The 6000-nt window shown below is 70.2% G+C and carries 5 protein-coding genes; 1 reads left to right on the top strand and 4 read right to left on the bottom strand.

Annotation, left to right across the window (positions count from 1 at the left end; all coding sequences use genetic code 11):
* Window positions 1-242 precede the first annotated feature (242 nt).
* Together ABZU75_RS10415 and ABZU75_RS10410 are read right to left on the bottom strand one after the other, a co-directional pair.
* A complete protein-coding gene (locus ABZU75_RS10415) occupies window positions 243-1580 on the bottom strand; it encodes an SWIM zinc finger family protein (RefSeq protein WP_355551635.1) in 1338 nt (445 codons plus the stop codon).
* A gap of 240 nt (window positions 1581-1820) precedes the next feature.
* Entirely contained in the window at window positions 1821-2699 is an 879-nt protein-coding gene (locus ABZU75_RS10410) for a DMT family transporter (RefSeq protein WP_355551632.1), read from the bottom strand.
* A 278-nt stretch (window positions 2700-2977) separates the two neighbouring features.
* On the opposite strand from ABZU75_RS10410, the gene ABZU75_RS10405 reads away from it, so the two are divergent.
* On the top strand, window positions 2978-4054 hold the full coding sequence (locus ABZU75_RS10405; protein ID WP_355551629.1) for a transposase: 1077 nt from the start codon (window positions 2978-2980) through the stop codon (window positions 4052-4054).
* On the opposite strand, the gene ABZU75_RS10400 is transcribed toward ABZU75_RS10405, so the two are convergent.
* Window positions 4030-4323: a hypothetical protein gene (locus ABZU75_RS10400; RefSeq protein ID WP_355551626.1), complete on the bottom strand. Its 294-nt coding sequence runs from the start codon at window positions 4321-4323 to the stop codon at window positions 4030-4032. The two genes, ABZU75_RS10405 and ABZU75_RS10400, sit on opposite strands and share 25 nt — an antisense overlap.
* Window positions 4324-4357: 34 nt before the next feature.
* On the bottom strand, window positions 4358-5833 hold the full coding sequence (locus ABZU75_RS10395; RefSeq protein WP_355551623.1) for a DUF2079 domain-containing protein: 1476 nt from the start codon (window positions 5831-5833) through the stop codon (window positions 4358-4360).
* Between the last annotated feature and the right edge of the window lie 167 nt (window positions 5834-6000).

Raw genomic sequence — 6000 nt, 5'->3', positions numbered from 1 at the left:
TGACCTATCGGGAAGTGCGCGACCGCGCCTGGCGCTGGGCGGCCGGCCTGCGGGTGGCGGTCGTGCGCGCCGGCCGTTCACGGGGGCGAACGGCCGGACCGCGGTCAGCGAAGCCGGTCGCGCAGGCGCGCGCACTCACGAGCGAAGCGGCTGCCACGGCCGCCGGCCGACCGCGACCACGCGGTCGGCCAGCGCGCCGGCCCTGCGCTCGGTGACCAGGTCACGCACCTCCTGCCAGGCGGTCACGGGGCCACCTCAACGGCGGTGCGGGCGACGATCCTGGCGGCCAGCACGTGTTTGCACGGCCCGCGCGAGCCGCGGTGGTCCCACCACCACGGACAGGTGCACGACCCCTCGGCCAGACCGACCTCGCGCACTCCGCCCTCGGTCCGCACCCGCGCCGAGCCACCGGCGATCTGTACGGCACCGGCCTCGACCAGCGCCCTCGCGGCGGTCAGCCGGGGGTTGAGGTGCTGCACGTGCTCCCTGTCATAGGGCAGCTCGCGGTGGAAGTGCGCGGCCTCGGCCAGGTCGTAGCCGACCCGGCCGGCCGTACCGAGCTGGGTGAGCGCGGCGCGGACCCGCGTGGTGGACAGACCGGCACGATCGGCCAGCAGGCCGATCTCCACCTCGGGCTCGAAGTTGAGCAGCATGCCCACCAGATCGGCGTCGGCCTCGGCCTCGTCGGTCGCGAGATCGGCCAGCACCGCGCCCTCTCCGGAGAAGCCGCGCCAGCGCTGCGGCGACAGGGCGAGCGTGTAGCGCATCCCCGGCAGTTCGAGCTCCCATGCGCTCGACGCGGCGTCGCCGGTCTCGGCCGGACCGTACACCCTGAGGCTCTTGGCGAAGCGGAGCAGGGGCAGCAGCGTCGCCAGGCGTCCCACGCCGGACAGGCACACCGCTCCCGCGCCGGGCCGGTCACCGACCCGCAGGTCACGGCCCGCGGGAACGACCCAGAGATCGGCCGTCGCCCGCTTGGGCAGGGAGCGCAGGAACCGCACCGCGCTCATACCCGCCAGCTCGGCCCTCAGGTCCATACCCGCCGCGATCACCTGCACCTCGGCGAAGCCCCGCAGCCACCGCTCGGGCAGCGGCACCTTCTTCTCCACCACCGCGCCGTCGAGCGTCGTCACCGTCAGCTCGTCGGCACCGACGCCGAGGTGGAGCGGGTCGCGCGCGCCCACCCTGGCCAGCGCCTCGCGGAGCGGCCCGTTGACGTCGACGTTGGTCGTCCCCCTGTCGAACACCTCGCCGTCCAGGGCACCGTCGAGCACGTCGAGCCGGGCGTAGACCCCGCCGCAGGCGGAGAACGACTCGAACCGGAGCCGGTCACCGCCGCACGTCACGACCGGGTCGCGGGTCCACCCCGGACGCGGCTGGTGGTAGCGGGTGAGGGCCACGTCGGCTATGCCCAGCAGGGCCGCGGCCGCGGGCGCCGCCTGCGTCACCACCCCGCTGAAGAACCTGGGCGCGAGAGCGGGGCCGCTGAGGGCTCTGCCACCGGACGTCGACAACCCCAGACGCCCGTCTACCAAGCTGGAAGGCGCGGCGTAACTGTACGCCTGCGTCGCACTTGTCATGGGCGGGACACTAGACACCGTCTCCGACAAAAATGTCGCTACCGGCGCAGATCCCATCATGATCCCAAAGCGTCACCGGATCACCGACCCCGGCAAGGCTGTTCACCATCAGGAGCGCCACTGGACGGCACCCTGCCGGGCGGAACGCCCTGTGCTGGGGCACCGATCATGCCGCGCGGCGCTGCGGCAGCGAGGCCAGAGCATCGCTGGTCGCCGTGGGCGACACCGGGACCGCGGAGATCACTGCCGCTCCCCGTCCGGGCGCCGAGGAGCATTCCGCGTCGGCTTGGCCAGAAACGAGGACCGGCCGAGGATGACGATGCCGGACACCAACGCGATCAAGCCGGCCACCACCGCCGCGAGCGCCTCCGGAGTGACCCGCAGACGCTCGGAGAAGATCGCCACGCCCAGCACGATCCCGGTGATCGGCTCGGCGGCCGTGGTGGCCGGCAACGAGATCCGGAGCGGGGCGGCGTCAAACGCGCTCTGGTTGAGCAGCAGCCCCACCACGGCGACACAGGGCAGAAGGTACAGCTGCCAGGTACCGGCCGGGTTCAGCCCGTTGCCCATCGTGAGCAGGGAGCTGCGTGTCAGCACGTCCTGCAGCCCGTACAGCACCCCGGCGGCCGCCGCCAGCAACATCGCCTTGACATGCAGGGAACGCCGCCGACCGAACAGGACCAGCCCACCCGCCACCACGATCACCGAAAGCACCGCCAGCCATCGCATGGAACCCGGTTCGGGCAGAGCTCCGCCATGGGGCCGGCCGCCGTACAGGAACAGCGCCACTCCTCCGCCCACCAGCACCGCGCCCAGCTGTAGCATGCGTCCGAACGGCTCCTGGTAGATGACATGGGCCGCGGTCAGCGCGAACAGCAGGTTCATCGCCAGTAGCGGCACCACCTTCGCCACGTCCGCCTCCCGCAGCGCGAGGGCGCCGAGGATCTGGCCGCAGAGCATCAGCCCGACCCCGGCCAGCCACAACGGCGTGCGGATGAGGTCCACCAGCAGGCGCAGGCGCAGCATGTCCTCCAGGGGCTGGCGGTACGCCGCATGCTGCTGTGCGACGAAGCCAAGGCCGAGAAGGCACGCCGCACCCAGCGAGATCGCGATGACCACAAGCGGTGACCTGTTTCGATGTCCGGTCCGACAGAAGGAGCACCAAGCGGTGAAGGCGTTCCCCACACCCTGACCACCAGTACCCACTACGTGAGTGCTCCGGCCCGGCAGGCTGGCGCTGAGCGGGCCCTCGAACAAGCCTTTCCCCGAACTCCGGCCCCCTATCCGACCTGCCGGACTTTCACCGGAATTACAGCGTGGAGGCCCCGTCGTTCACGGCGGGGAGGAAACGCGGAAAAACGGTGCCGCCCGGTAGCGGTGAGTGACAGGATCGGTGCGTGCTGGTGACGGAGATGCTGAAACTCGCGCCTTCGCCCGAGGCGGGGCGGGCGCTGCTCGCAACGATGCGCGCCTGCAACGCCGCCGCGACCAGGGCCGCCGAGGTCGCGTTCGCCCACCGCACCGCGAACAAGATCGCCCTGCAGAAGCTCATCTACGCCGAGCTGCGCCAGGAGTTCGGCCTGTCAGCGCAGATGGCTGTTCGCTCCATCGCCAAGGCCTGCGAGGCCTACAAACGCGACAAGACCATCAAACCGGCCTTCCGCCCGTTGGGGGCGGTCGCCTATGACCAGCGCATTCTGACCTGGAAAGGCCCTGACGCGGTCAGTCTTCTCACCCTGAGTGGCCGGGTCGTCGTGCCCGTTCTCTACCGGGGGCGGTGGTTGGGCAGCGACGGAGCCGCGTTGCGGGGGCAGGCGGATCTCGTCTATCGCGATGGCGTATTCTTCCTCGCCGTGGTCGTCGAGGTCCCCGCACCGGCGCTGGAGGAGGAGCCGGAGGGGTGGCTGGGGGTGGATCTGGGGATCGTCAACCTCGCCACCGACTCCACCGGTGAGCCCTACAGCGGCAAGGGGGTGCGGGCGGTGCGGCGGCGTAACGCCCGGCTACGGGCCCGGCTGCAGGCCAAGGGCACCAAGTCCGCCAAGCGGTTGCTGAAGAGGCGCCGCCGCAAGGAGTCGCGGTTCGCCCGGAACGTCAACCATGTCATCGCCAAGAAGCTGGTCGGCAAGGCCAAAGACACCCGCTCCGGGATCGCTCTCGAAAACCTCGAAGGCATCCGGGAGCGGGTCACGGTTCGCAAGGCTCAGCGTGCCGACCTGCACTCCTGGGGTTTCCATCAGCTACGGACGTTCGTGACGTACAAGGCCGCCCTGGCCGGGGTGGTCGTGCGGCTGGTGGATCCGCGCAACACCTCCCGCACCTGCCCCGGATGCGGCCACATCGACAAACGGAACCGTCCCACCCGAGATGAGTTCCGGTGTGTTTCGTGCGGGCTCGCTGGCCCGGCGGACTACTTCGCGGCGATCAACATCGGTCGCCGGGCAGTGCGTCACGCTGCCGACGACGCGGCCTGAACCATACCTGCCAGGTACGGCGAGGAGCTGCAAGCTCGGTCCCTTTCAGGGCCGAGAAGCTGACTCAGGCTTGGGCTCCGGTCACCGGAACCGGCTACAGCCCCGACCTCAACACCTTCAGGCCGGTAGGCGATGATCCACTGAGCCGCGTTCGCAACCAACGGCACCAGCATGATCAGGAAGGCGTACTGCAAGCCCTGCGCGCCGTCTGGGTCGGGAACGTCGGCAAGGAAGCCGAAGGTCACAGGAGCGGCGGCTTCCGCGCCCACGCGAAGGAATGTGCGGACGCTCTCCGCCAGAAGATCAGGCGCGGTGCAGGACCACGTAGCCTTCGCGGTCGTAGACGACCCGGTAGCCCTGGCTCCTCAGTTCGTCGACGCGTTGGCGTTGGCGGTCGGGCGAGAGCCAGGGGTAGGCGGCGCGGGCGGTGTCGGCGACGATCCAGGGGGCGGTAGGGGGTCTGTCCTCCCACAGCAGGACGGTGGTGCGGGCGGACAGGCGGGGGCCCACGTGGTTGACGGCCTCGACGACCACGCCGGAGGGTACGGCCGCGACCGCCTGCTCGGCCGCGACCACGTCGGGCTGTTTCTCGTAGAAGGAGGGCCTGATGAGCTGGTCGAAGGGGAATCGTGGGACGAGGGTGAGCGCGACGGCGCAGGCGGCGGCCGCCCAGAGCAGCGACGCGCCGCGCTCGCTCAGGCCGGGTTCGCGGCGCCGTGCCCAGCGGATCACCCGGGCGGTTCCGTCGACCCCCGCACAGAACAGGACGGCCACCGTGATGGCGCTGTGATGGAAGTCGGTCACCCACCACTGCGCGCGGTCGGAGAGCATGCGCTCCAGCAACTGGGGGAGGGCGAACAGCGTCAGCGGGGAGAACAGGCAGGCCAGCAGGGTCGGCCACAGCAGGAAGGCCAGCGTGTCGAGTTTGACCTGCGGGCTGAAGACGCTGCCGAGGACGCCCAGCGGGTCGCTGAGGACGTGCACGACCACCGCGGACATGTTGCCACCGAGGTGGCCGTACGCCCAGTACATGGTGGAGTCGCCGCCCACGGACGGGATGAGGACGGCGAGGACGAGACCGGTGTACGCCAGACCGACCCCCATGTACATGACCCCGTACACGACCCCGTGCAAGGTCCCGTGCCGGCGTCGCATCTGAAGCAGTACGTACCCGCCGAACCCGACGAGCATCAGCCCCATGTCCTCCTTGACCAGTAGCAGTGCCGCCGCCGCCAGCGCGGTGTGGCCGTGCCTGCCGGCGCTGAAGCGTTCGATCATGAGGGCGGTGAGCAGCGGGGCGAACGCGGCCTCGTGGAAGTCGAAGTTCACCGCCCTCGCGATCGGCCAGGACAGCGCGTAGGCGATGGCGACCAGGTAGGCGGGGCCGATGCCGAGCGTCCGCCGGGTGAACAGCCACAGCGGCGGTATGGCCAGCGCGAACAGCACCGCCTGGGCCACGATCAGCGTCTCGGGGCCGTCGTGCAGCCAGTACAGCGGGGCCAGCACCGCCAGGATCGGCGAGAAGTGCTCGCCCAGCTGCACGAAGTCCATGCCCAGACCGAGGTTGGCGCCGCGTACCGGGCTGGTCGGGGCACCGAAGGAGGCGAAACCCCGCACCGCCTGGTCGAACAGCGTCAGGTCCATGCTGGTCGCCCGGAACAGGTCGTACCTGACCAGCCCCAGCAGGCAGTAGACCCCGGTGGCCGAGAGGACCATGGCGGTCAGGGCGATCACGTGCCGCCTCCGTGCCGCCAGCCGGAGCACCGTGGGGATCGCCATGGGGATCGCCGACCGGAGGCTCGCCCTCTCGGCCGTGTCTGGCTGCAAGCCCACCTGTCTCGTCTCCAGCGCGCCGGGTACCAAAGTGATCAAAAGCTAGCATCACGGACATTAGCTGGACACTGCCACAGCTTGCTTTCGCAAAAATGCCCCGTCTGCCCCCATCG

The organism is Streptosporangium sp. NPDC005286, from assembly GCF_040607515.1.
GTDB lineage: Bacteria > Actinomycetota > Actinomycetes > Streptosporangiales > Streptosporangiaceae > Streptosporangium.
The sequence above is the reverse complement of the archived record's forward strand: the minus strand, read 5'-3'. Positions and strand labels throughout refer to the sequence as shown.

What these genes read in the sequence shown, in the direction of transcription:
- ABZU75_RS10415 (WP_355551635.1), bottom strand. Translation starts at nt 1,580, where the DNA reads ATGACAAGTGCGACGCAGGCGTACAGTTACGCCGCGCCTTCCAGCTTG.
- ABZU75_RS10395 (WP_355551623.1), bottom strand. Translation starts at nt 5,833, where the DNA reads ATGGCGATCCCCACGGTGCTCCGGCTGGCGGCACGGAGGCGGCACGTG.